At 72.8% G+C, this 24,792-nt stretch carries 17 protein-coding genes; 5 read left to right on the forward strand and 12 right to left on the reverse strand.

The features are described 5' to 3' along the window. Positions 1–55 precede the first annotated feature (55 nt). Complete coding sequence (locus AB0F40_RS05950; protein ID WP_357465175.1) at positions 56–976, forward strand: LysR family transcriptional regulator; 921 nt, start codon at positions 56–58, stop codon at positions 974–976. 48 nt (positions 977–1,024) lie between these two features. After that, positions 1,025–1,483: a hypothetical protein gene (locus AB0F40_RS05955; RefSeq protein ID WP_357465177.1), complete on the forward strand. Its 459-nt coding sequence runs from the start codon at positions 1,025–1,027 to the stop codon at positions 1,481–1,483. Positions 1,484–1,526: 43 nt separating this feature from the next. On the opposite strand, the gene AB0F40_RS05960 is transcribed toward AB0F40_RS05955, so the two are convergent. Together AB0F40_RS05960 and AB0F40_RS05965 are read right to left on the reverse strand one after the other, a co-directional pair. Next, positions 1,527–2,120 carry a DinB family protein gene (locus AB0F40_RS05960; protein WP_357465179.1) on the reverse strand — a complete coding sequence of 198 codons (594 nt, stop codon included), beginning with the start codon at positions 2,118–2,120 and terminating at the stop codon, positions 1,527–1,529. Beyond that, on the reverse strand, positions 2,117–2,992 hold the full coding sequence (locus AB0F40_RS05965) for a class I SAM-dependent methyltransferase (RefSeq protein WP_357465181.1): 876 nt from the start codon (positions 2,990–2,992) through the stop codon (positions 2,117–2,119). Before AB0F40_RS05965 ends, AB0F40_RS05960 begins: the two co-directional genes overlap by 4 nt. A gap of 131 nt (positions 2,993–3,123) precedes the next feature. On the opposite strand from AB0F40_RS05965, the gene AB0F40_RS05970 reads away from it, so the two are divergent. After that, positions 3,124–4,320: a hypothetical protein gene (locus AB0F40_RS05970; RefSeq protein ID WP_357465183.1), complete on the forward strand. Its 1,197-nt coding sequence runs from the start codon at positions 3,124–3,126 to the stop codon at positions 4,318–4,320. A 1,014-nt stretch (positions 4,321–5,334) separates the two neighbouring features. After that, on the forward strand, positions 5,335–7,155 hold the full coding sequence (locus AB0F40_RS05975; RefSeq protein ID WP_357465185.1) for an HNH endonuclease: 1,821 nt from the start codon (positions 5,335–5,337) through the stop codon (positions 7,153–7,155). 184 nt (positions 7,156–7,339) lie between these two features. Here AB0F40_RS05975 and AB0F40_RS05980 read toward each other — a convergent pair whose 3' ends face one another. Continuing rightward, entirely contained in the window at positions 7,340–8,020 is a 681-nt protein-coding gene (locus tag AB0F40_RS05980) for a pyridoxamine 5'-phosphate oxidase family protein (RefSeq protein ID WP_357465187.1), read from the reverse strand. Between the two features lie 97 nt (positions 8,021–8,117). On the opposite strand from AB0F40_RS05980, the gene AB0F40_RS05985 reads away from it, so the two are divergent. Continuing rightward, positions 8,118–9,503: a PLP-dependent aminotransferase family protein gene (locus AB0F40_RS05985; protein ID WP_357465189.1), complete on the forward strand. Its 1,386-nt coding sequence runs from the start codon at positions 8,118–8,120 to the stop codon at positions 9,501–9,503. Here AB0F40_RS05985 and AB0F40_RS05990 read toward each other — a convergent pair. The 9 genes from AB0F40_RS05990 to AB0F40_RS06030 form a co-directional block, all read right to left on the reverse strand. After that, entirely contained in the window at positions 9,492–11,351 is a 1,860-nt protein-coding gene (locus AB0F40_RS05990) for an ABC transporter ATP-binding protein (protein ID WP_357465191.1), read from the reverse strand. The two genes, AB0F40_RS05985 and AB0F40_RS05990, sit on opposite strands and share 12 nt — an antisense overlap. Then, positions 11,348–13,168 carry an ABC transporter ATP-binding protein gene (locus AB0F40_RS05995; protein ID WP_357465193.1) on the reverse strand — a complete coding sequence of 607 codons (1,821 nt, stop codon included), beginning with the start codon at positions 13,166–13,168 and terminating at the stop codon, positions 11,348–11,350. The genes AB0F40_RS05990 and AB0F40_RS05995 overlap by 4 nt, the downstream gene beginning before the upstream one ends. A gap of 227 nt (positions 13,169–13,395) precedes the next feature. Next, a complete protein-coding gene (gene ddaH / locus AB0F40_RS06000; protein WP_357465195.1) occupies positions 13,396–14,175 on the reverse strand; it encodes a dimethylargininase in 780 nt (259 codons plus the stop codon). A 9-nt stretch (positions 14,176–14,184) separates the two neighbouring features. After that, positions 14,185–16,848, reverse strand: coding sequence for a GNAT family N-acetyltransferase (locus AB0F40_RS06005; RefSeq protein WP_357465197.1), 2,664 nt, complete (start codon positions 16,846–16,848; stop codon positions 14,185–14,187). A gap of 8 nt (positions 16,849–16,856) precedes the next feature. Beyond that, positions 16,857–19,421: a GNAT family N-acetyltransferase gene (locus tag AB0F40_RS06010; RefSeq protein ID WP_357465199.1), complete on the reverse strand. Its 2,565-nt coding sequence runs from the start codon at positions 19,419–19,421 to the stop codon at positions 16,857–16,859. Beyond that, complete coding sequence (locus AB0F40_RS06015) at positions 19,418–20,893, reverse strand: SidA/IucD/PvdA family monooxygenase (RefSeq protein ID WP_357465201.1); 1,476 nt, start codon at positions 20,891–20,893, stop codon at positions 19,418–19,420. The genes AB0F40_RS06010 and AB0F40_RS06015 overlap by 4 nt, the downstream gene beginning before the upstream one ends. After that, positions 20,890–22,494, reverse strand: a complete 1,605-nt coding sequence (locus AB0F40_RS06020) for a pyridoxal-dependent decarboxylase (protein ID WP_357465203.1) — start codon at positions 22,492–22,494, stop codon at positions 20,890–20,892. The genes AB0F40_RS06015 and AB0F40_RS06020 overlap by 4 nt, the downstream gene beginning before the upstream one ends. Before the next feature lie 197 nt (positions 22,495–22,691). Continuing rightward, the gene (locus AB0F40_RS06025; RefSeq protein ID WP_357465205.1) at positions 22,692–24,116 is read right to left on the reverse strand and encodes an Nramp family divalent metal transporter; all 1,425 of its coding nucleotides are present in this window, start codon (positions 24,114–24,116) and stop codon (positions 22,692–22,694) included. A gap of 319 nt (positions 24,117–24,435) precedes the next feature. After that, positions 24,436–24,741, reverse strand: a complete 306-nt coding sequence (locus AB0F40_RS06030) for a hypothetical protein (protein ID WP_357465207.1) — start codon at positions 24,739–24,741, stop codon at positions 24,436–24,438. Between the last annotated feature and the right edge of the window lie 51 nt (positions 24,742–24,792).

Raw genomic sequence — 24,792 nt, forward strand, 5'->3', positions numbered from 1 at the left:
CTGTTACGAAGACTTTCGATCGATAGCGCCTATCTTTCTGGGTTAGCCTGGAGGCATGACCGCAGAGCTCGACCTCACCCGGCTGCGCGTCCTCGCGGCGGTCGCCCGTACCGGCTCCGTCACGGCGGCGGCGAAGGAGCTGCACTACGCGCAGCCCTCGGTGAGCCACCACCTGTCCCGCCTGGAGGCCGACGCGGGCCTCCCCCTGCTCCAGCGCCACGGCCGCGGGGTCCGCCTCACGGAGGCCGGGCGACTGCTCGCGAACCGTGCCGAGGAGATCCTCGGCCGCGTCGAGGGCGCCCGCCGCGAGCTCGACGCGCTCGCCGGTCTCCGCGCGGGCCGCGCCCGCCTCGCCGCGTTCCCCTCCGCCCTGGCCACCGTCGTGCCCGACGCCGTCGCGCGGCTCCAGCAGGAGCATCCCGGGCTCTCCGTCGGTCTCGTGGAGCACGAGCCGCCGGACGCCATCGCCGCGCTGCAGTCGGGTGCCGTCGACGTCGCGCTCGTGTTCGAGCACATCGACGTGCGCCACGCCCGCTCGATGGAGGACCTGTCGCGCTACGAGGCGACGACGATCCTCGACGACCCGGTCCACCTCGTCACCGCGGCGGACCTCGACGCGGCCCCCGTCCCCGGGTACGTCCCCGACCTGAAGCTGCTCGACGACGCGGAGTGGATCGCCGGTTGCGAACGATGTCGGGCCGACATGGTGGCCCGCTGCGCCGCCGTGGGATTCGCCCCACGCATCGCCTTCGAGACCGACGACTACGTGGCGGTCCAGGCCCTCGTCGCCGCCGGTGCGGGCGTGAGCCTGCTGCCGGGGCTCACCCTCCGTGCCCACCGGCACCCCGGGATCGCGACGGCTCCCCTGCCGGGCGCGGTGCGCCGCGTCATGGCGCTCACGGTCGGCCCGCCGGCCCCTCCCGCCGCGGCGCTGATTCGGCAGCTCGTCGCAGCGGGCGCTAACGTCCCACTGTGACCGAGGCCGCCCACCCGAGCCCTGTCGGCTGAGAACAGATCCGGCCCGATGCTCCTGCTGTCCACCTTCTTCTACTCCGCCGGCGCCGCCGTCGTGGCCTTCCTGGCGCTCGAGGGCTATCTGGCGGTCGTCGCGGTCGACGACACCTACCCCAGCGTGGTGCTCGCCGCCGTGGCCGCGGCCGGCCAGGTCGCCGGCAAGCTGCTCTGGTACTGGGCGGGCGCCGGGACCACCCGGCTGCCGTGGCTGCGCCGCAAGCTGGAGTCCCCCAAGGTCTCCGCCGCGCTGACGCGCTGGCGCGACCGCACCGACGGCCGCCCCGTGTACACAGGCCTGGTCCTGCTCGCCTCGGCGTTCGCCGGGCTCCCGCCGTTCATGCTGATGTCGGTGGTCGCCGGCGTGCTCCACGTGCGGATGTGGCTGTTCCTCGGCACCGGCCTGGTCGGCAGGTTCTTCCGGTTCTGGATAGTGCTCGAGGCAGCCGACTACGCGTGGCTCCTGCTCTGAGAGTCGAGGGCTCAGAGGCTCAGAGGCTCAGAGGCTCAGAGGCTCAGAGGTCGGTGGCGCCGTCCAGGGCCTCGCGCAGCAGGTCGGCGTGGCCCGCGTGCCTGCTGTACTCCTCCACCATGTGCACGAGGATCCAGCGCAGGGAGATCTGTCCTCCGCGCCCTTCTCGCGCGGCGTTCCGGTCCAGGGCGCCCGACCCGGGCGGCGGCGTCTCGGCGAGCACCCCGTCGAGGATCCGCTCGGAGGTCGCGACCGCGTCGTCGAACAGGCCGGTGAGCTGTTCGGGAGTGTCGTCGAGGGCGCTGTGCCAGTCCCAGTCGTCGTCCGCCGACCAGTCCACGGTGTCCCAGGGCGGGGCAGGCTCGTTGCCCGCCAGCCGCACGTTGAACCACACGTCCTCGACGTACGCGAGGTGCTTGAGCATCCCGGCCAGGGTCATGGTCGACGGCGGGTGCGGCGTCCGTAGGTGTTCCACCGTCAGTCCGGCGCACTGCCGCCGGATCGTGGCGCGGTAGAAGTCGATGAACGAGCGCAGCATCGTGATCTCGTCGGCGGTCAGCGGCGGGTCGGTCCTTGGCACGGGGGCGGTACTTGGCACGGGGACGGTCTCCGGGGCGGTATCGGGGTGTGGGCTCATGGCGCGACAGTACCGATCGCCAGGATGTGCTGGCTCATGTCCGGTACTCCGGGAGTCGTCGACAGCGCACGGGCGAGCGTGAGCGCCGCATCGATCAGCCCGGACGCCTCCGGGGCGTCCAGCGCCACCCGCTCCAGCGCCCCGCCTGCGGGTCCTTCGACGCCGTGCACGACGACGTCGGCGAGCCCGGCCTCGGTCGCCTCGGCGGCGAGCTCGGCGGCGTCGTGGAAGTGGGCCGCCGGGAACGCGATGTCGTCCGGGGCTACGCCGTGCTCCAGCACCGCCTGCCAGGCCGGCGGGCCGAACAGCTCGTAGCCCCCGCCGACCAGTGCCGCGAGCCGCGTGATGGCGGCAGCGGCCACGGTGCCGCCCGGTCGGGTCACGCGCACCGCCTCGCGCAGGGCGAGCAGCCGGTCCTCGCGGGTAGCGAGGTGGTAGAGCGGGCCGAGGAGGAGCGCGGCGTCGAACTCGTCGTCGCCCAGGTCCAGGCCCTCCGCCGACAGGTCCCTGGCGTCGCCGACGCGCGCCTCGAAGGTCCCGTGCGCGCCGGCACGAGCGACCTGGCCCGCGACCGGGTCGACCAGCAGGACGTCGTAGCCGTCGTCCGCCAGCGGCGCAGCGTGCACCCCGGTGGCGCCGCCGACGTCGAGCACCCGCGCGCCCGGGCCGAGCCGCTGCCGGATCAGCTCCTGGGTCCTGATGTGTTCCACCGGGCCCTGTGCCGTACCGGTGGTGAGCCGGGCGTGCTCGTCCCAGCCCGTCCGCCCGGCGTAGTACTCCTGGACGCGCAGGTCGACCGTCCGCTGGTCCGTTCCCGTTCCCCATGCGTGCTGCCCGGTCCCGCCGCCGCCGTCCTGCGCGCTGTGCTCCATGGCGAGACCGTAGCGGCGCCCTCCGACAGGCCGCCACGTGTTTCCGGCAGGAAAACACTTGGGCGTTTCACCCGAGCCGAATCGTTACGTGTCCAGTACGCCTCTTTTGCTCGGAGTGTGAGCATGGCAACATGCGCAGGGTGCACCTGATCCGAGAATTCGCACCTGACGCCTACGAGTTCGCGCTGTCGTCCTGGTCGTGGATCGGGACCGGTGACAAGACCCCGCGCTTCGCGTCCTGCTTCGGCGACATGTTCCTCGAGTCCCCCGACGGCTGGTGGTTCCTCGACACGGTCGAGGGCACGCTCGAGCGCCGCTGGGGCTCCATGGACGCCATGTTCGCGGAGCTCGAGGGCGACGACGGACGCGCCGAGTTCCTGCTCGAGGAGACCCTGAACGCCGCGCTCGGGCAGGGCCTGCGGCTCGGCGACGACGAGGTCTTCGCGTTCCTGCCGCCCCCCGCGGTCACGGGCACCATGTCCGTGGACTCCCTCGCGCCGCTGCGCTTCGCCATCGCCGCGAACCTCGCCGGACGCATCCACGGTGAGCTGAACGGTGTACAGCCCGACGCCGGCGCGTCCGCGCTGTTCGCGGCCCAGCAGGCCGCGGCCCAGCAGGCCGCGGCGCAGAAGTTCGCGGACCAGGAGTTCGCGGACCAGAAGTTCGCGGACCAGAAGTTCGCGGACCAGAACGCCGCCCGGGGCGGGGCCCCTGCGTTCGATGCGCCGAACCCCCAGACCGACCGATGGGAACCGTCCGCACAGCAGGTCAACACCGGTGCTTATCCGGCCTACCGGCCGACGCCGGTACCGGCCTCCGTGGACGCGAGGCACGACGGTGCCGGGCGCGACGGTTTCGGGCACGACGGTTTCGGGCACGACGGTTTCGGGCACGACGGCGCTGGGCACGACGGTTTCGGGCACGACGGCGCTGGGCGTGACGGTGCCGGGCACGGACGGGCTGCGCACCAGGCCGGCTACGGGGCCCAGTACGCCGCGGGGTCGGAGCTGGACTACGGGTCGGGTCAGCCGCATGCCTACGGATCGGGTGGCTACGCGGCCGCACCTGCGGCCGTGTACGCGACACCCGCATCGGCTGGGGCGCACGCCGCGGCAGCGGGCGGGCCTGGTGGGTACTCGGGACACTCTGCGCACCCTGCGCACTCCGGATACGACTACGTGGACAACTCGCACACCGCCGACTCCGGCCAGTTCAGCCAGTACATCGCCGACCAGTACAACACCGGCCAGGTAGCGGCCGTCGAGTACGGCGGTTCCGCACCAGTGCAGCCGAAGCCGCACCAGGACGGACGCTGGTCCTACGCCTGAGGGCGTCGGGTCTGAGGTCTGAGGGTCTGAGGCGCAGGCCGACGATCGCTGTCGAGTCGCCAAGGCTCACCGGCTCGGGCCGACCCCGCTCGACAGTTTCTGCTCGACCTGCCCTGCCGGTCCAGGCCTGCCGGTCCACGCCTGCCGGTCCGGGCCTGGCGGTCCACGCCTGCTGGTCCAGGCCTGCCGGTCCACGCCTGCCGGTCCACGCCTGCCTGTCCGGCCCCTGGTCAGGCCCGCGGGGTGCATCATGGGACGGCCATGAGCTGGTCATGAGGCGGCAGTGGTGCGGCAGTGCTCAGACGGCCGTGGCAGCAGGGCGGAACAGCCAGGAGCCACGACCGGCGCCACCCCCGGCGCCTGCCGGAGTGTCGGTGGGCACGGCTATGGTCGGTGGAGCTCGTGCTCCTCGTGGGCCTTGGTGCTGGCGCTGACGCTGACGAGTGCTGGGACCGGTCCGCGTTTTCCACAACTTGAGAACTGGGCGTGCGGGAGCATCAGATCGAACGTATATTCGATGCATAGGCGATAGTACCTGTCGCCGAGGGTCATATCGTAGACGACGGAAGGGGCGCGACCATGGTCGAGGGTGCCAACGCGAGCCACGGGCTGACGGCCGTGCTGGAGCGATCACTGGGCCGCGCCCTGAGCTCGCGATCCGCCCTACTACCGGATTCGGCGAGTCGCAGCGCGCCGGTGATGTCATCGCTGCCTTCCTGTAGCTGGGGTGCGGTGTGCTTCGACGGAGAGGGCGTGCTGCCAACGGCGACCGTGTCGTGGCCTGGTCACGGCCCAGCTGTCTCGGTTGTGGCCACGAGTGGGTCAGGAACGGCTGGCGGTGCCGTCACGGCTGACACATCCAGAGCGGGTTTGCCGACGGAGGACTTGCCGGCGGAGGACTTGCCGGCGGAGGACTTGCCGGCGGAGGACTTGCCGGCGGCAGGACTGCCAACGGCGGACCGGCCGGCGGCAGGGCTGGACAGACTTGTCGTCGGCTCAGGTCTGGTCGAGGCGTTGGGAAGGCTCGAGGTTGCTGACCTCGGGGACGACGTGCTGCTGGACGTGGCGGCGCGCTGGCAGGAGGTGGTCTCCTGGGCCACCGCGATGCAGTCACGGGCCCTGGGTGAGATCGCTCGGCGCCGGTCCTGGACCGAGGAGCACAACGCTGCCGCTGCGGAGATCAGTGCCCGGCTACGCGTACCGCAGGACGAGGCGAACAAGCACCTGGCCCGAGGTTCGGGCCTGGCCGAGCATCCCCAGGTCCTGACCGCCCTGCACGACGCGATGATCGATACCGCGAAGGCCGACATCCTGCTGCGCAGCGGGAACCCGTTGACCACCGAGGAGCGCCAGGAAGCAATCACGCGGTACCTGCCGCAGGCGCCCGACCACACCCGCCGGTGGCTGCGGGACAAGATGAACGAGTTCGCCAACCGTCTGCACGGCAAGACGGAGGTGACCAAGCACGCGATGAAGCGCCGTGCGGTGTTCCTGGACCCGGCCGACAACGCGATGGCATGGATCAGCGCCAACCTGCCCGCGACGGACGCCGCAGCGGTCTGGGACGCGATCGAGCAGGCAGCCCACACCCTGCGCCGTGCCCCCGGGGCGACCCGGACCCTGGCTCAGGCCCGGGCCGACGCTCTGGTCGCCATCACGACCGGCCGCCTCGTCGTCCCGCCCCAGGCACCCTGCGCCCCGGCATCCGGTGACACCGTCGCGGGCAGCGCCACCGGGAAGATTGGGAGCAGCGCCACCGGCACGAGCACGAGCACGAGCACGAGCACGAGCACGAGCACGAGCACGAGCACGAGCACGAGCACAGACAGCGGGCACATCGTGGACGGGGCCACGCAGGACGAGACCACGCAGGACGAGACCGCGCAAGACGAGGCCGCGCAAGACGAGACCATGCAAGACGGGGCCACGCAGGACGAGACCGCGCAAGACGAGACCGCTCTGCCCCGCACGACCGTGCCCGCGTCGGGATGCACCTGTGGCGGGTGCACCTGCGACGGCGCCAGTGTGCGGGTGATCCCGGTCAAGCCACAGATTCGCATCACGGTCTCGGCCAGCATGCTGCTGGGTATCGACGACACACCCGGGCGGCTCGACGGCTACGGGCCGATCCCTGCCGACCTCGCTGCGCAGATCGCTACCGACGCGACCTGGCAGCGGCTTGTCACCGACCCGGTCACCGGGATCCTGACCGACTACTCGACCACCACGTACCAGCCCGGCAAAGTCCTCCGTCAGGCTGTGATCGCCCGGGACGAGGTGTGCGGCTTCCCGCAGTGCGACCGGCATGGCCGCTGGGCCGACCTGGATCACATCGTCCCGTTCGACCACGATCTCGACCCGGCCGCCCAACCACCCGGCACGCCCGGGCAGACCCGCGCCCAGAACCTCCAGCCGCTCTGCCGCGCGCATCATCTGGCAAAGACCCACCACGGCTGGACCCCCGTGCGTGATCCCGCAACCGGTATCACGACATGGACCGCACCCACCGGCCACGTCTACACCCGTCCACCTACCACCGCCGCGCCGACGGACGGGCCGGCGGCCACGGGGCCAGCCGACGGTGCCACACCCGCCGTCGGAGCCACAGTGCCTCGACGTGCCGCGACCGGCCGCGTCAGCAACGACATCACCAGCCTCGCCGACGACACCCGAGCACGCCTCGGGCAACACGCACCCACCGTCGGCCACGACACCACCGGCACCGGGGCCGAGGCCGGGACCCGGGCCGAGGCCGACCCGGGCGGACCATCGCCAGGAAGCTCATCGGCCACCCGTGAGCGGGCACGCCCCTTGCCCGACGAACCACCGTTCTGACGGACGACGGCCGGACGCGCGCACGGGCGGGCGGACGTCGGCCGGACGCGCGCACGGGCGGGCGGGCGTCGGCCGGACGGTCGAGGCGGACAGTACGGAGTTCCCGCTAGCACCCGCACCTGCTCACACCCACCCACCCACACCCGGCCCACGTGGTCACGCCGGCCACCTGACGCCAGCCCCGTCACACCCGCCCGAGCTCCGCCACCCGGCGCAGCACCGACTCCGGGACCGGGTCAGCGACGTAGTCCTCGGTGACGGGCGCGTCCGCGACCCGACGCAGCGGAACGTGCCCGGCCCATCCGGTGAGCTCGAGATCGCCCGGCTCCAGCGACGCGCCGCCCACACGCTCCTTCATCGAGGCCTCGGCCAGCGGCAGCGCCAGCACGGCCGTCGCCGCGAGCTCCTTGCGCGTCGGTGCAGGGATCGTCGCGGCCCGCCCCGGCATCATGTGATCCACGATCAGGTCGAGCGCACGGCGTCGTTCTCCCAGGTCCGTGACCTGTCGCGGCCGCCCGATCACTACCGCCGACCGGTAGTTCATCGAGTGGTGAAAACCCGTCCGGGCCAGGACCAGGCCGTCCAGCTCCGTCACGGTCACGCACACGTCCCGCTCCAGGGCCGGCGTGAGCCAGCCCGCTGCGACCGAGCCGTGCAGGTAGAGCGTGCCGCCGGCGTCGGGCCCGTCCGCGTCCACGGCGAAGGCGGCAGGCAGCACCACCGGGTGCGTTCCCGCGGTGACGCCCAGGTGCGCCACGAGTGCGTCGGTCAGCAGCGCCATGAGCCGACGCCGGTCGTCGACCTGGCGCTTGCGTCCGCGAGTCGGCGTCGTGCGTGCGGTGGGTGAGAGGTGCTGCGTCGTCATGCGACTAGCCTGGCGCTGAAGTGGCCCGTGGGCACGGGCCAGTTCGCAGCGAATCAAACAAGCCACTTGCCGCACCTCACCGGAGCCGGAGACCGCCATGCTTCCCGTCCATCTGGACCGCACGCGCGCCGAGCCGCTTCCCGCGCAGCTCGCGGCCACCGTCCGCGGGCTGGTGACCGACGGCACGCTCACAACGGGCGACCGGCTGCCCTCCAGCCGGGCCCTGGCCGCGGACCTGGGCGTGGCGCGCGCCGTCGTGGAGCAGGCCTACGACCAGCTCCTGGCCGAGGCCTGGGTGGAGACCCGGCGCGGGTCGGGCACGTTCGTCGCCTCCGGCGAAACCCTTCCCGCACCGGCTCCCCCGCCCCGCCCCGCCGCCCGCGGCCCCCAGCTCATCCGCCTCGACGCCGGCACGCCCTGGATCGACCCGCGCCACGTCGCAGGCTGGCGGCGCGCCTGGCGCGAGGTCTCCGCCACGCGGCCGCCGCGGGGCTACCCCGACCCGCTTGGGCTCGCCGAGCTGCGCGACGCCCTCGCCGAGCGGCTCGCCCGCACCCGCGGCCTGACCGTGGAGCCGGACGAGATCCTCGTGACGGCCGGCTCGACGGACGGCCTGCGCCAGCTCCTCGGCGCGCTCGGGCCCGGGGACGTCCTCGTCGAGGACCCCGGCTACCGTGCTGCCGTCGAGACGGTCCGGGCGGCGGGCCGCGGCGTCGTCGACCACCCGGCGCTCGCGCCCGTCACCGGCCTGGCCGGCTGCGCCGCCGCCTACGTCACACCCGCCCACCAGCACCCGCTGGGCCGCGTCATGCCCGCCGGGGACCGGCTCGCGCTGCTGTCCGTCGCCCGGGACGCCGACGCCGTGGTGGTCGAGGACGACTACGACTCCGAGTTCCGGTACGACGTCGCCCCCGTGCCCGCCCTCGCGGCCCTCGACCGGTCACGCGTGGCCTACCTCGGGACCGCCTCCAAGTCGGTCAGCCCGAGCCTGCGGCTGGGCTGGCTCGTCGCGCCGCCGGCGATCCACGAGCGTCTCGTCCGACGCCGCACGATCACCCACGACACCCCGCCGTGGCCCGCCCAGCGCGCCCTGCTGACCCTGCTGCGCGACGGCTGGGCCGACAAGGTGGTCCGCACCGCCCGGCGCGTCTACGCGGACCGCGCGCCGCGGGTCGCCGCCGCCATGGCACCGCACGCAGAGCTGGCCGGTCCGCTGGCCGGGATGTACTCGACGTGGCTCACCGACCCGGCGTCGGCAACCGCGGCGCAGGCGGCCGCCCGCACCGCCGGCTTCAACCTCCCGCTCCTGGCGGACTACTGCCGCACCGCACGCCGGACCGGGGTCGTGCTCGGCTTCGGTGGCGTGACCGACGCCGAGCTCGACCACGCACTCTCCGCGATCACCGACGGCCTGGCCGGTGCGCCCGCCGGCACGCCCACCGACGCCCCGGCGGGCGCACCGGCCGGCCCGTCACACCAGTGAGTCCTGCCAGGCCTCGTGCAGGCGGGCGTACTGGCCGTCGCCGGCGATGAGCTCGGCGGGCGTGCCGTCCTCGACGATCCGCCCGTGCTCCATCACCAGCACCCGGTCGGCGATCGCCACGGTGGACAGGCGGTGCGCGATGATGATGGCCGTCCGGTCGGCGAGCAGCGTCTGCAGGCCGCGCTGCACGAGCCGCTCGCCGGGCATGTCGAGCGACGACGTCGCCTCGTCGAGCACCAGCACCACCGGGTCGGCGAGGAACGCGCGCGCGAACGACAGGAGCTGCCGCTGCCCGGCCGACACCCGCCCGCCGCGCTTGTTCACGTCCGTGTCGTATCCGTCGGGCATGTCGAGCACGAACTCGTGCGCGCCGACCGCCCGGGCGGCCGCCTCGATCTCCTCCTGGGTGGCGCCCGGCCGGCCGAGCGCGATGTTCTCCCGCACGGACCCGCTGAACAAATATGCCTCCTGCGTGACCATGACGACGGCGCGCCGCAGGTCGGCCGACGCCAGGTCGCGCACGTCGACGCCGTCCAGCCGGACCGCTCCGGCCGACGCGTCGTAGAACCGGGTGACCAGCTTGGCGACCGTCGACTTGCCGGCGCCCGTGGTGCCGACCACCGCGACGGTCTGTCCGCCGGGGATGGTGAGGTCCAGGTCGGGCAGGACCACCGGGCCGTCACCGTACTGGAACCGCACGTGGTCCAGCCGCAGCTCGCCCCGCTGCCCGCCGTCGGCCCGCGGCAGCGCGACGGGGTCGGCGGGCTCCGTGACGGTGGGCTCCTCGGCCAGCAGGCCCGACACCTTCTCCAGCGCGGCCGTGGCCGACTGGAACGAGTTGTAGAACATGCCGAGCTGCTGCACGGGCTGGAAGAACCGCTTGCAGTACAGCAGCACGGCCGCCAGCGCCCCCACGGCCAGCGTGCCCTCCAGCACCCGCCAGCCGCCGACCCCGAGCGCCGCGACCACGGTCAGGTTGCCGATCAGGATGAGGCCGGGCTGGAACCGCCCGTTGACGCCGAAGATCTGCAGGTTGGCGTCGCGGTAGTCCTCGCCGAGCTTGCGGTAGTCGGCCTCGGTGGTGGGCTCGCGGCGGAACGCCTGGACGGCGCGCATGCCGGTCATGGTCTCGACGAACTTGACGATGAGCCGGGCCGACGCCGTCCGCTGCTCCCGGTAGAACCGCTGGGACATGCGCTGGAACCAGCGGGTGAGCAGCCAGGCGGGGAGGAACGCGAGGGCGAGCAGGAGACCGGAGCGCCAGTCGATGAGCAGCAGGCTGACGAAGGTGAAGACCATGAGCAGGAGCGACGAGACGACGCCGGTCAGGCCGCCGTCGAGCAGCTCGCGCAGCGCCTCCAGGTCGGAGGTCTGGCGGGAGATGATGCGGCCGGAGGTGTACGACTCGTGGAACTCGAGCGAGAGCCGCTGGGTCTGGCGGAACACGCGGCGGCGCAGGTCGAGGAGCACGGCCTGGGCGATGTGCGCCGCGGCCCGTACGTAGGCTCCTGCGGCGACGCCGCCGAGCACGGCCGCGACGAGGTACCCGGCGCCGCTGAGGACGAGTGGCGTGACCGACCCGTCCTGCAGGGCGGGTACTGCCTGGTCGATGGCGACGGCGACGAGCCACGGGCCGGCCACCTGGCCGAGGGTGGAGGCGATGACGAGCACGGCGGCCCAGGCGAGGGCCTTCTTGTGGGGGCGGAGCAGGTCGCCGAGCAGGTGCATGGACCGGCGTCGGACGCTGCGGGAGGCGTCCTTGCCGAGGCTCGTCTCGTCGTCGGCGGCGGCGTCGGTGGGTCGACGGCGGTCGGCGGGTCCGGTGGTGGGCTCCGTGGTTGCCGTCATGACAGCGCCTCCTGGCTCTGCTTGTCCTGGCACGGCTCGTCGGGGCCGCGCTCGTGGTCCTGCTCGTGGTCCTGCTCGTGCGCCTCGTAGTCGTCCTCGAGGCTCGAGATGATGTACCGGTAGTGCGGGTCGCTCGCCAGGAGGTCGTGGTGCGTCCCGACGGCGGTGATCCGGCCGCCCTGGAGCACCGCGACCCGGTCGGCGAGCGCGACGGTCGAGGGCCGGTGCGCGATGACGAGGGTGGTCGTGGCGACGAGCACGTCCCGCAGCCGGGCCGTGACGGCTTCCTCCGTCGTGACGTCGAGCGCGGACAGCGGGTCGTCGAGCACGAGCACGCGAGGCCGGGCGGCGATGGCGCGGGCCAGGGCGAGGCGCTGCCGTTGGCCGCCGGACAGCGACATGCCTTCCTCCCCGATGCGCGTGCTCACGCCGTCGGGCAGGTCGAGGACGAACCGCGCCTGGGCCACCTCGAGGGCCTGGGTCATGAGGGCCTCGCGCTCGGCCGCCGGCAGGGCGTCGGACACGCCGAGCAGCACGTTGTCCCGCACGGAGGCGGAGAACAGCGTGGGTTCCTCGAAGGCGACGGCCACCCGTTCGCGCACCTGGGCGCGTGTCATGTCGCGGACGTCGACGCCGTCGACCTCGACGACGCCGTCGGTCACGTCGAAGAGGCGGGGCGGGAGCATCGCGAGCGTGGACTTGCCGGAGCCGGTCAGGCCGACCAGGGCGGTCGTGGTGCCGGGCGGCAGCTCCAGGTCGACGCGGTCGAGGACGGGTCGGGTGGCGTCGTCGTACCGGAAGGTGACGTCACGGAAGGCGACGTGCCCGCCCGACGCGCCGGCGGTGCCGGGGATCACGGCGGGCAGGTCGGCCGGTGTCGCTGGGTCGGTCAGCGGGTTGGTGGTGTCCATGACCTCGAAGAACCGGTCGACGGCGGTGCGCGCGTTGAGCGTCATCGACAGCGTCATGCCCAGGTCGACGACGGGGCCGTTGATGACGGCCGTCGTGGCGAAGAACGCGACCAGCGCGCCGATCGTCATGTCACCGGACGCGACCAGGTAGGTGCCGACGACCAGCGCAACGGCCTGGGTCACCTCGGGGATCACGCGCAGGGCGGTGGTCAGTCCCGCGTCGGTGGTGGCCTTGCGGATCTCGGTGTCGCGCAGCCCTTCGGCCTGGTCGGTGAACTGGTCCAGCGCGTCGGGGCCGCGCCCGAACGCCTTGAGCACGCGGATGCCGTGCACGGACTCCTCGACGGTGGTGGCGAGGTCGCCCGACTGGTCCTGGGAGAGCCGCGAGATCCTGCGGTACTTGCGGGAGAACCGGAACGCAAGGACGGTCACGGGGATCGCACCGCACAGGAAGATGATGCCGAGCCAGCCCCCGGTCGCAACGAGCAGGCCGACGCCCACGACGATGGTGACGAAGCTGACCACGAGCTGCAGGATGCCGAACACGAGCCAGCGGCGCAGGAGGCCGAGGTCGCCCATGATGCGGCTCAGCAGCTGACCGCCGGGCCAGCGGTCGTGGAACGCGACGGGCAGGTCCTGCAGGTGCTGGAACAGGGCCACGCGCATCGCGGCCTCGACCCGCGTGCCGGGGAACATCACGAGCGTGCGGCGCAGGAGGATGAGTCCCGCCTCCCCCACGCCGAGCAGTGCGACGAGGACGACGGACCAGATCAGGCCCGACCAGTCGTGCTCGCGGGCGCCCTCGGCGAGCGGGCCGTCGGTGACCCACCGCAGGACGGCGGGGATGGTGAGCGCCATGAGGCTGGCACCGAGAGAGGCGAGCAGCCCGCCGACCAGGCGGGGCATGGCCGTGCGGACGTAGGGATGGAGACGACGGATCGAGGCGAAGGTGCTGCGCTCGGACGAAGGATCAGATCGATTCGAACTGTCGGCTGTTTGAGGCATCGGGTCCATTATCGCGCCGGCCGCAAGTTGTTAGTTCGGGTAAGCACCTACCGTGCGGACCGTACGGCCCCGTGCGTACCCGTGCGTACCCGTGCGTACCCGTGCGTACCCGTCCGGAGCCGTACGGCTCAGCGCACCCGTACCGACAGGCAGGTCACGCACCCCTCGAGCTTCTCGAACTCGGTCACGGGCGTGGTGAGCACCGTGAGACCGCGCCCGCGCAGCAGCTCGGCGGTACCCGGAGCGGACGCGGACATCAGCACCGTGGCCGCGTCCAGCACGACGACGGCGCTGCCCTCCGCCTCGGGGACGGGCAGGAAGTCGGCGAACCGGCTGACGTCGTCGACGACCGGCTCGTAGCCGATGACCGTGCCGTCGGGCAGCGCGGTGACGGCGGACTTCAGGTGCAGCGCCCGGGTCACGGGCACCTCGACGACGCGCCACCCGCGCGGTTCGAGCAGCGCTCGGAGCTGGTCCGCGCCGTCGGCGTTCGTGCGCGTGGTGCGCCCCACGTAGACGGTGCGGCCGACCTTGAGGACGTCTCCGCCCTCGAGCGTGCCCGGCTCGGTGATCTCGGCGAGCTCCCGCACGGCGGCCTCGACCACCGGCCGCACCGACCCGACCTCGCCGCGGCGGGCGAGCGCGCCCGGCCGGGTCAGGACCGCGAGGTCGTCGAAGACCACCACCGCGTCCTCCACGAACACGCCGTCCGGGTGCGCCGCGGCCGCGGGCACCGCACGCACGTCCCAGCCGAAGCCCCGGAACACCTCCACGTACCGGTGCCACTGCTCGGCCGCCAGGTCCGCGTCGACCGGGACGCGCTCCAGGTGGGTGAGCTCGCCGTCGGCCAGGCGGGCCGACGGCGGGCGGACGAGCAGCGTGCGGCGGGAAGTCGATGCAGTGGGCATGCCGCGACGTTAGCGGAACGCACCGCCCGCGAGAGCGCGCTCGCGCGTCAGGTAGGCCATCCGGGCCTCCTTTGGTCCCTGCGGCGACCGGAACGACACCCGCTCGCCGGCGGTGAAGCCCATGGCGATCATGCGGTCCAGCGCCTTCTGGTTGTTCGCGTCTGGCTCGCCGACCAGGCGGCGGGTGCCCGGCCCGGCGAAGAGGAACCCGCGCATGGCGGGCCCGAGCACGGTCCACGGGTCGCGGGGCGAGCCGTGTCGTGCGGTCGGCCCCCGGCTGCCGAGGAAGAAGTGCAGCCCGAGGTCGCCCGGCCGCGCGTCGTAGGCGCCGGCGACGGGGTCGTGCTCGGGGAGGTAGGCCTGGACGAGCACGACGGGCTCGCCGTCCCACCGCACCAGGTAGGCGTGGTGGGTGGGCAGGGACTCGACGAACGTGTACGTGTCCCGCACCTCGTCGCGCGTGTGCTCGCCCATGCCCCAGAACGCGGCGCGGGGCCGGGTGAACCAGCCGTGCAGCACGTCGGCGTCGGTGTCCGGGTCGAGCATGTGCGCGGTGACGAGGCCGTCGGCGCCGAAGTCGTGGCGCCACACCTCCTGGCCGCGTGCCCCGTTCAGCAGCCGGAGCGTGGTGTCCGCGGGGTGCAGGCGGTCCCAGTCGGTGACGACGGGGGTCGTGGCGGCGTCGGCCCAGACCGCGTGCTGGTCGTCGAAGTGCGGGCTGCCCGGGCGACCGTCGGCACCGAAGGGCACGCCCCAGCGGCTGTTGGCGCGGTCGGCGAGGTCCCAGACGTAGCGGGCGACGGAGCCGCGGTAGGCGGTGGGGGCGACGCCGGGTGATCCACCGGTGCAGCGGACCGACTCGTTGTTCCCCGACACGGGGGCCGGCACAACTCCCGCGACCGGGTCGGCGTCGAGGCGCGCGCCCGGCACCGGGTGCAGCGGCGCGGGGACGTGCAGGTCGCCCCAGGTCGGCTCGTCCGGGCCGGGCGGCTGCCCGACGGCGGTCCGCGTGACCTCGGCCAGCGCCGCGCTCGCCTCGGCGGGCCCGTCGATGCCCAGCCAGTCGGCCGCGAGGATGCGGGCGAGCCCTGCCCCGACCGCCGTCGGGACGTCGAGCGCCGCGTCGAGCAGCGGGTCCTGCCCGTGCGGCTCGTGCAGGACGGCGAACGCCGGGTGGGCGGCGAGGCGGTGCGCCATGGCATGGCGCCACCGCATGTACAGGGCCGCGTCGGTGGAGTCCGCGTCGACGTGGGCGCCGGCAGCGACCCAGGCGCGCAGGCGCACGGCGGCCGCGGAGGTGTCGTCCGCGAGGTGCGCGACCAGGCCGGGCGCGCCGAGGTCGCGGGTGTCGCCGTGGATCCGGGCCTGTGTCTCGGGCGACTCGGGGACGGTGGCCGCGGCGAGCAGCTGGCGGATCCGTTCCGCGCGGTGCGGCGCGTAGGACCAGCCCAGGTCGTGCGCCTCCCGGCCGGGGCGCACGTCGCGCGGGCCGAAGCCCGGTCGGCCGTCCAGCTCGGCGGACGCCTGGGTCCGTGGCCGCTCGTTGGCGTCGACGGCGACCTGGGTCACGGGGGTCGGGGCCGGCAGGTCGAGATACCCGTCCGCCGGCTTGACGGCGGGCAGCGCTCGGTCGGCGGCAGCGGGGACCTTGCCCGCGGTCATGCTGAGCACCTCGCCGGTGCTGTCCGCGGCGAGCACCCGGTTGACCGGGTCCACCCAGCCGCGGAACGCGTCGGTGACGTCCCGCGCGGTGCGGGCGTGCAGCAGCGCGCGCCAGGACGCGACGCCGACGTCGGACAGCTCGCGCGCCGGCCAGTGCAGCCGCCAGCCGCCCGGCCCGGCGCCGTCCGCGCCGTCGGTGACGACCTCGACGTGGTGCGCCACCGCGTTGGTGATGCCCCACGCGACGGACGACGCCCCGCCGGAGCCCCCGTCCGTCGACACCGCGTGCCCGAAGTGCGGGATGCCGGGCACCCCGGGGAAGGCGAACCCCAGCACGTCGTAGGGACCCGCCGGGTCGGTGCAGACGAGCCGGACCTGCTGGTACGGGCCAGGGAGCTCGAGCGTGCGGTGCGGGTCGCCCGCCACCAGCGGGCTGCCCGACCGGGTGCCCGAGCCGTGCACCGCCCAGGCGTTCGAGCCGGAGCTCGCCCCGGCGTCGGCCGCGAACAGCGCCAGGACCCGCTCCAGCGGTACACCCGGCACGTGCAGGCGCCGGGCCACGTGCGCGCGCCACAGGAGGCCAGGGAACCCGTTGAACAGCAGGTGCGTGGCGAGGAACACCCCGATGGGCGTCCACGGCTCCCACGGCCGGTGCGGCACCCCCGCCAGCTCGGGCACGTCGCGCCCGCCGGCGCGCAGGCCCGCGCTGACGCCGTCGGCGTACGCGGCGAGCCACGCCCGTTCCGGCCGTTCCAGCGCGTCGTGGATCTCCTGGGCCGTGGCGGCCAGCCGCTCGCGGGCGGCGAACCGGTCCCAGGCGGCGCCCGCCGCACCGGCCAGGTCGGCGAACCGCTCCTCGGCCCGCATCCGGTCCGCCTCGATCTGCAGCCCCCGGTCCTGGGCGGTCACCCAGCCCTGGCCGTAGGCCAGAGCGGTCTCGGAGGCGGCCCGCACGTGCGGGATGCCGAGGTCGTCACGAAACAGGTCGAAGCTCTCGGTCTGTACTGCCACGTTTCCCATCATCTCTCTCTTCGCCGATCAGTTCGCCGATCGGCCCGTCGGCCTGCCGGGTTGGCGAGGGTGCCGGCGTAGATCAGGGACTCCGACTGGTTGGTCAGGTCCACCATCTGCAGGGTGTTGCGCAGCTGCAGGCGGTTGAGGCACGAGTGCGCGAAGCGGGCGGCCCGCAGGTCGACGCCCGAGGACAGGCCAGGGTGCTCGGCGGCGTGCCGGTCGATGGTCTCGGCGACCAGCGCCCAGAACCGTTCCTCGGCCAGCACCCCGTCTTCGGCGAGGATGCCGGACAGGTGCCGCAGCACGCCGTCGAACACGTCGGTGAAGATCGCGAGCGCCTTCTCGTCGTCGTCGACGACCGCCCGGATCCGCTCGACCCGGTCGGGCAGGGGCCGGTCGCCGAGCATGACGACCTCCTCGCCGAGGTCCTTCATGATCGTGCGCCGGACCACGCCGTCCCTGAGCACGAGGACGAGGTTCTCGCCGTGCGGCATGAACGCCAGCTCGTAGCGCAGGAGGCAGTGCACCAGCGGGTACAGGTAGGCGTCGAGGTAGGCGCGCAGCCACTGCTCCGCCGGGACACCGGACTCCCGGACCAGCGCGGTCGCGAACGACGTCCCGGCGGCGTCGCGGTGCAGCAGGCTCGCCATCGTGACGAGCCGCTCCCCCGCGGCCAGGCGCGGTACGGGCGACTCGCGCCACAGGGCCGCGAGCATCTTGCGGTGCGGGTTGGGTTGCGCCTTGTTCAACGGAGCGCGGTGGTAGACGTCGCCCGTGTAGCCGACGGACGCCACCTCGCGCAGCAGGCTGAACCCGGTGCCGCGCAGGGTCTCGTCGCCGGCGACCAGGTCGGCCACCCAGTCGTTGATCGCAGGGGTGGCCCGCATGTAGGCCGGTGACAGGCCGCGCAGGAACCCCATGTTCTGGATCGCGAGCGCCACCTTGACGTAGTGCCGTTCGGGCCGGGTGCGGTTGAACAGGGTGCGGATCGACTGCTGGGGCTGGTACTCGTCGGACCCCGGGCCGAGGGGCACGAGGTCGCCCCGGGCGACGTCGGCGGCGAACGTGATGGCCACGCGGTGCTCCCACTGCCAGGGGTGTACCGGCAGGTAGAGGTAGTCGGCGCTGTCGAGGCCGCGGGCGGCGAGCCGGTCGGCGAAGGCCGCGCGCTCGGCGTCGGACAGCTCGCCGGGTGCGCCGGGGGCGCCGTAGTGCCCGGCCTCGGTCTGGTCGGCGCCGAGCGCGAGGTGGGTGTGCTCGCGGCGGGCGGCGAGCCACAGCATGCGCATGCGCCGCCCGCGCTCGGGCGCGTAGGCGCGGTAGTCGCTCAGCGAGAAGCCGATGCGGCCGTTGTTCGCGACGAAGCCGGGGTGCCCCTCGGACATGGCGGCCTCGACCTGCTGGAACGACTCGGCCACCGCACGGGTGCCCGACGCCGTCCGCAGCGCGTCGAGCAGCCCGCGCACGGACGGGGTGTGCCCGTCGGTCTCGCGCTCGCGCTTGGCTGCCGCGGCGGCCAGCGTGGCGGACAGCTCTTCCAGGTAGGTCGCGCGCAGGGCGTCGGGCACCTGGAGCAGGGGCTGCAGCTCGGCGATCAGCTCCAGCGCGTCCACGGGCAGCTCGACGTCGCCCCGCATGCCGGCGGTGGCCGTGCGACGGACCGACGCCGGGTCGACCACCCAGTGCTCCAGGGCGTACCGGCGGGCGGTGAACCGGTAGGTGACGCCGTCCAGGGCGAGACGGTAGGCGTCCGGTGGGACACCGGCCGTGTCGTCCGTGTCGTCCGGGGCGTCCGGCTCGGGCTGGAACAGGCGCTCGTGCGCGAGCTCCGCGAGCGACTTGGCCACGAGGTGCCGGTGGGCGTGCTCCATGTGGTCGGCGGTCAGGTGGGTGGCGAGCATCGCGGGGCTGGGCAGGTCAGGGTCGGGGAGCGGCCCCTCACCCAGGGCGGAGGCCGCGAAGTCGGCGCGGGTCGCGACGCTCAGGGCCGCGCGCTTGGCGTGCGCGCCACGGCCGAGGTCGATCTCGCGCAGCACCCGGAACCCGGCGGCGGCGTTCTTGGCGGCGATCTTCCGGTTGCCGACGTCGGGCTCGACGACGACGCGGGTGGCGCCCAGGCCTGTGCCGGCCTGCTCTCCGTCGGCCTGCTCTCCGTCGGCCCGCCCGCCGGACAGGCAGAAGCGCATGACGGCGGTCATGACGGCGTCGGTCAGGCCGTGCCGGGGTGTGGCGGGCGGGGCCACGAGCAGGTGCATGCCGAGGTCGCCGGGCTGAGCGTCGTGGACGTCGGCCAGCACGACACGGGCCGGGTCGTAGGTCTCGGTCAGGAAGACCGGCTCGCCGTCGAGGCGGCCGAGCCAGGCCGCCTCGTGGGGGCCTGCCTGGACACCGGCCAGGTACTCGCGCACCTCGTCGACCCGCAGCTCGGCCATCTGCCAGTAGGACGCGCCGGGGTGGGCGAGCCAGCCCTGGACCAGCTCGGCGTCGCGCGCGGGGACCACCGGTTCGAGCGTGATCTCGCCGAGGCGGGTGGTCGTGGTGAACGTGTGCACGGTCGTGGGAGCGGTCACCGGGCGACCTCCATGTCGTCGGTCTCGACAGGCTCGACCCGCGCAGCAGGCTCGACCCGTGTAGCAGGCTCGACCTGCGCAGCGGGCTCGACCTGCGTAGCGTGCTCGACCTGCGTAGCGTGCTCGACCTGCTGATCCACCGGCGGGGCGGGCAGGCCGAACTGCTGGAACGCGATCCGGCGCTCGGTCGCGTACGGCTCGCGCCCCGTGACGTCGGCGAGGATCACGGAGCTGCGCCAGGGGCCGAACCCGAGGTCGGGTGCCGTGACGCCGTGGGTGTGCTCCTCGCCGCCGACCACGTGGATCCGGCGGTCGTCGTCGACGGTGTAGCCGCGCGTGACGGCGTACCGGCCGCGCTGGTCGAGGTTGACCAGGCCGGGCGCCAGGAAGTCGGGCACCGACGGGGCGTAGCCCGTCGCCGCGACGATCGCGCGGGTGCGGTGCTCCGCCGTCGTGCCGAGCTGGGCGTGGCGCAGGGTCAGCACGTACTCGCCCGCCCCGCCCGCGCCGTCGGCGTCGAACCGGGCGGCGACCACCTCGGTGTCGGACAGGAGCGTGGTCGGCACCTCCGCGCCCAGGGCGGACTTGCGGTAGAGCGTGTCGTAGATGTCGTCGACGAGGTCGCCGCTGATGCCCTTGTAGAGGTTGCGCTGCTCGCGGCCCAGCACGTCCCGCTGCTCGATCGGTAGGCCGACGTAGTGGTCCGTGTACTCCGGCGACGTCATCTCGAGCGTCAGCTTCGTGTACTCCATGGGGAAGAACCGCGGCGAGCGGGTCACCCAGTCCACCCGGTGCTCCCCCGCCCCGGTCCCGCAGCCGTCGAGCAGGTCGCGGTAGACCTCCGCCGCGGACTGCCCGCTGCCGACCACCGTCACGGAGCCGGCTTCCGCGAGCGCCGCGCGGCGGGGCAGGTAGTCGCTGGTGTGCACCACGGGTCCCGCGCCGTCGAGCCCCGCACCGTCAAGGCCCTCGAGCTGAGAGGGCAGGCGGGGCTGCGTGCCGGTGCTGAGCACCACGTGCTTGGCACAGTATTTCTCGACGCCGGCGGGCGTCTCGGCGCTCACCTCGAACAGGTAGCCGTCCGGGGCCCCCGGGTCGGCGACCCGCACGACGCTCGTGACCCGACGCCCCCAGCGCAGGGCCGGGAGCTGGTCGGCCACCCAGCGGCAGTACTGGTCGTACTCGGCGCGCAGCGGGTAGAAGGACTCCCGGATGTAGAACTGGTAGAGCCGCCCGGTCGCCTTGAGCCAGGCCAGGAACGAGTACTGCGACGTCGGGTCGGCCATCGTCACCAGGTCGGCGAGGAAGGGGACCTGGAGGGTCGTCCCCTCGATCAGCATCCCGGCGTGCCAGGAGAAGCCGTCCCGCTGGTCGAGGAACACCGCGTCGACGTCTTCGAGGGGCTCGGCGAGTGCCGCGAGGCCGAGGCCGAACGGGCCGATCCCGATACCGAGGAGGTCGCAGGCCTTCATCGGGCATCTCCTTCGGTGCGGGCGAGCCGGGGGTGCACGTCGCGGCACGGTGGCTCGTCGGTGTCGGCGAGGGCCTCCCCGGCGAGCAGGCCGTGCGCGGCGGAGCGGACCAGCTCGAGCACGCCCCGGATGTCGGCGAGCGTGGCGTCGGGGTTGAGCAGCGTCAGCTTGAGGCAGGGGCGGCCGTCGATGACGGTCTTGGCGACCAGGGCGCGGCCGGAGTCGAACAGCACGCGCCGCACCTGCGGCACGAGGGCGTCCGCGCGCTCGGCGTCGAGCCCGTCCGGCTGGTAGCCGAACAGGACGGTGGACAGGTCGGTGGTGCCGACGACCCGGAAGTCGGGGTCGGTGGCGAGGTCGTGGCGCACGGCGGCGGCCAGGTCGCAGACGGCGTCGACGAGGGCGCCGACGCCGTCGGGCCCGAGCGCGCGCAGCGTGACCCAGAGCTTGAGCGCGTCGAACCGGCGCGTGGTCTGGAGCGACTTGTCGACCTGGTTCGGCTCCGCGTTCTCCTGCGGGTTGAGGTAGTCGGCGTGCCAGGCCACCGGCGCGAGGTCGCGCAGCTCCCGCACGATCAGCGCGCTGGACGACACGGGCTGGAAGAACGACTTGTGGAAGTCGACGGTCACGCTGCGGGCCCGCTCGATGCCGTCCAGCAGGTGCCTGCGCGTGGTGCTCACCAGCAGGCCGCAGCCGTAGGCGGCGTCGACGTGCAGCCAGGTCCCGACGGCGTCGCACAGGTCGGCGATCGGGCCGAGCGGGTCGATGCAGCCACGGTCGGTCGTCCCGGCGGTCGCGACGACGGCGATCACGATGTCGCCGGTGCGCTCGGTGTCGACCAGCGCGTTCCCCAGCGCGTCGGGGCACATGCGCCCGTCCGCGTCCACGCCGACGGCGACCACGGCGTCGTCGGGCAGGCCGAGAAGCAGGGCCGACTTGGCGATGCTGAAGTGGCTGGCCGCCGTGGCGAGGATGCGCATCGACCCGAGGGAGACGCCCGCGCGCCGGGCCTTCTCGCGCGCCAGGAACAGCGCCTGGAAGTTGGACTGGGTGCCGCCGGAGGTGAAGATGCCGTCGGCGCGGGACCCGGCCTCCGCACCAGGGCCCGGTCCGGCGGCCCCCGTGACCGCGAACCCGATGCGGCCGGCCGTCCACTCCACCAGGCGGCGCTCCATCAGCGTGGCGACGGTGGACTGGTCGTAGGTGTCCACCGACGTGTTGATGGCGGCCAGCATGGTCTCCGCGCCGACGGCGGGCAGCGCGACCGGGCAGTTCAGGTGCGCCGTGTAGGTGGGTTCGTGGAACCAGATCGCGTGCTGCGCATACAGGTCCGCCGCCTCGCGCAGCGCCTCCCGGGTGCCCGACGGCGGGCCGTCGAGGTCGACGGCGTCCACGAGCCCCTGCAGCTCCGGGCGGCTGGCGCCGGAGAAGGGCTGGGTGACGGAGACCAGCCGGGCCGCGACGTCGTCGGCGACGGCACGAACCGTGTCCGCATAGGTGCTCGCGGTGGCTCCGCGCAACAGGGCCGTCGTGTCGTGGCGCGCACCGGACGATGGCGGGCTGGTCACAGGCTGCGGCACTGCGGGCAGGCGTGAGGGCATGCGGAAGGCTCCTCGTAGAGACGAAAGGAACGCCGCCCGGACCGGACGGCGGAGCGCAACTTAGGTTTGCCTGACCTAACTTAATCGCTCGCGAACCCGCGTCAAGCCATGACGGTGACCCGAAACGTGGCAAGGGTCACTCCGGGCGGCCGCCCGTCGAGGCTCAGGCGGCCGCCGTGGTCAGCCGGCCACTGTGCTCAGCCGGCCACCGTGGTGACGACGGAGTAGATCCCCAGCGCCATGATGGCGACGGCGCTGACGATGAGTGCCACATGGATGAAGCGTCCACCGCGCAGCTCCGGCTCGATACGGCTGCGCAGGTAGAGCGCGGAGACCGCGACCGCGGCGAGGAAGATGCCGCCCGCGATGCCGCCGATCATGATCATCACCAGCGGCTCGTTGATCCAGAGGAAGGTCAGCAGCCACACGATCGGCAGCGCGGCGATGAAGACCCGCATCCACCGGTTGCGCGCGCGGCTGTCGGACCAGTCGAAGACGCCGACGATGGACAGAGCGTTGGCCCAGGACCGCGACCACGACGGAATCGCTGCCCAGATCGTCGATCCGAGGGCTGCCAGCGCGCCGATCAGGAACACGACCCGGCCAGTCTCGCCGAAGACGCCCGCGAAGGTCTCGGACAGCGTCAGGATCATCTCGTTGCCCTCGGGGAACAGCCCCTGCGGGTGCAGGACCGCTGCCCCGAGGACGTAGAACGCCGCGGTCGAGACCGTGTAGACGACCCAGGAGACCAGCGCGTCCTTCTGCATGACGGCGATCCAGCCGCGCGCACGTCGCCGGTACCCCTCGGAACCGTCGTTCGGCCCGGACCACCGGGCGTACCCCTTCTCGAGGCACCAGTAGGTGTAGGCGGTGATCTCCTCCGAGGCGACACCGGTCAGGCCGAACATCGTCAGGGCGATCCCGATCGCACCGATCGGGAGCTGGAGACTGAGCCCTGACGCCAGGTCGGCCCCGGAGTAGGCGAAGTCGCTGAACGGCAGCGCGATGACCACGAGGACGGTGACGACCACGAACGCCATGGTCAGGAAGGTGGCGACGTTCTCGATCAGCCCGTACCGGTTCGCGATCAGGCTCGCGATCGCGATCACCGTCACGACGACTGCCCAGATCGCCATGGCAGCCGGCGAGAGCGGCCCGAGACCGAGGGGCAGGAGGATCGACAGGCCAGCGGCCATGCCGCCGATCAGGCCTCCCGTCTGGATCAGCTTGCTGATCGCCATGAGCGCCCACATCAGGAAGACCCAGCTGACCCGTCCGAGCCGCGGCGGGACGCGGTTGTAGCCCTCCATGCCACCCTCGCCGGTGACGATGGAGTAGCGGGCCATCTCCATCTGGACGGCCACCTTGACGATGGTCGAGACGAACACCAGCCAGAGCAGCACGAAGCCCGCCTGGGCACCGAGCGAGGTCGCGGTGATGAGCTCGCCGGCGCCGACGACGGACGCGGAGACGATCAGCCCCGGGCCGAAGAACTTCGAGGAGGCACGCCAGCCGACGGGCGGTTCCTTCACCGCCGCGGCGTCCAGGGCGTACGGATCGCCGGTGACGAAGCGCTCCGGGGGTGTGTTCTCGACGTCGGAGGGAGGGGTGGGTGCGGTCAACGGTGACTCCTGGTCGCGATGGGGCGCTCCGGTGCGCCGAGGGCGCCCAGCACCTTACCCCTGGATTTCACCCGCGGTGATGCGGGGTCACGGAGCGGCACGGGGGCCCGGACGCCGCCATCGCGCGGTCCGCACCTTATGTCGTTGCTGCCCAGACCGGGCATCTCCTGCTCTGCACAGCAGTGCCCGCCACGATCCGGGAAGCACGTCGACGCCCCTCCACGCAGGACGGATCCGGCTCCGCTTCACACGCGCCACTCCCACACCGACGCGATCGCCACCGCCCAGTAGCGGCGGCGCACCCGCTCCAGCCGTGAGGCTAGGGCAAACCGGCCAGCTCCTCTAAGAAGATTTCCCCCAACGGAACTACGAAGCCAAGAATGAGGGCAGCGCCAAAGATCACCACCTGTCCAACTGCAAGGAAACCCGCAAGAAATCGCAGCTTCTTTGGATCATGCGGCAACCCGTCTGGATCAAAAATCCGACGCACCAAGAACCGGTGCTGCTGCTTGGAAACTTGCTCTGCAGTTCGGTCTAGGTGAAATAGGCGCCAGACCCCTTGAGCAAAGTTGAATATCAGAAACACTGCCAATAACCCAACAAGAACTTGCAACATAAACGCCACCCCTCAGCCTCGGATATTCGGCTGTGTGAGGGGTCAATGTAAAGAAAAGGT

Source organism: Promicromonospora sp. NPDC023987 (genome assembly GCF_040639055.1).
Classification (GTDB): domain Bacteria; phylum Actinomycetota; class Actinomycetes; order Actinomycetales; family Cellulomonadaceae; genus Promicromonospora.